General features: G+C 33.9%; 1 protein-coding gene and 1 pseudogene. Both read left to right on the top strand.

Annotated elements, in window-relative coordinates; all coding sequences use genetic code 11:
• Nucleotides 1-153: 153 nt before the first annotated feature.
• A complete protein-coding gene (locus tag ACFIKO_RS09240) occupies nt 154-1,020 on the top strand; it encodes a DNA adenine methylase (RefSeq protein ID WP_375673878.1) in 867 nt (288 codons plus the stop codon).
• A 32-nt stretch (nt 1,021-1,052) separates the two neighbouring features.
• Nucleotides 1,053-1,177 (top strand): annotated as a pseudogene (locus ACFIKO_RS09235) (XRE family transcriptional regulator); the annotation flags it as partial.

Below are 1,177 nucleotides of genomic sequence, written 5' to 3'. Positions count from 1 at the left end.
TATCTATTTACACACTACAGTGCTCAGTTAAAAACCAAAAGTAAAATTTCCGATTTTATAAAACTGTTCAGATTAAATGGCGTTGTCTCTTCTCAACGTTCATAGATGAAATCAACAAAAACATCAAAAAATCATTGAAAAAGGCGCGTAACAATGACTCATGTCTGCTCACCATTGAGATATCCAGGCGGTAAGGCTGCACTGTATGGAAAAATCAAAGAAATATTTGAGAAAAATGCATTAAATGGCTGTTCCTATAGAGAGCCATTTGCTGGCGGGTGCGGACTTGCTCTAAAGCTTCTTTTTAATGGTGATGTTAAAGATATTCACATTAACGATATTGATCTGTTCATTTGGAGCTTTTGGTATTGCGTTTTGCACAAGACGGAAGAATTAATAGAAAAAATCAATATAACGACCATTAACTTAGAAGAATGGTACATACAAAAAGAAATTTCTCCTGCAAGTGCAGATGTGCTTAGCGCAGGATTTGCAGCACTCTTTTTGAATCGCACAAATAGATCTGGAATTATTAAAAATGCTGGACCAATTGGAGGGAAAGGACAAAGCGGTGCCTATAAAATAGATTGCCGATTTAACAAAGAGAATATAATTGAACGCATTCTTCGCATAAGTGAACAAAAAGATAAAATACATTTAACTCGTTTAAATGCACGGGAATTTTTGCTGCGTTATGGAACTGATGAAAACACCTTTTTTTATATGGACCCTCCTTATTTTAAAAAAGGAAAAGGGCTTTACACTTCGTTTTACAAAGCTAATGATCATAATAATTTAGAGAATGTCATCTCCCAACATGTGACAGCGCCTTGGCTAATTACTTATGACAACGTTGAAGAAATTAAATTTTTGTATAGGCAATATCTCTCAATAGAATTTAGCTTACAATATTCTCTACAAGAGAAAAGGCAAGCTACCGAATTGATGATTTTTTCACCTAAAATCAAAGTACCTCAATTTTTAGAAAAGAATATAGGCTCGCTTCTCAAAGCAGCTTAATTGCAGATTTCATTAATAGGAGCTTTAATCACATGCTTACACCATTTGGCAAAACCTTACGTAAAATTCGTATTGATCGGACAGAACGTTTATTAGATATGGCTAATAAATTAGGCGTATCTATAGCATTTTTATCTTCTGTAGAAATTGGCAAAAA

It is taken from the genome of Bartonella sp. TS82HLJMH (assembly GCF_042193495.1).
In the GTDB taxonomy this organism is placed as follows: domain Bacteria; phylum Pseudomonadota; class Alphaproteobacteria; order Rhizobiales; family Rhizobiaceae; genus Bartonella; species Bartonella grahamii.
The sequence above is the reverse complement of the archived record's forward strand: the minus strand, read 5'-3'. Positions and strand labels throughout refer to the sequence as shown.

Coding starts and splice junctions, on each gene's coding strand:
- ACFIKO_RS09240 (WP_375673878.1), top strand. CDS start 154: ATGACTCATGTCTGCTCACCATTGAGATATCCAGGCGGTAAGGCTGCA.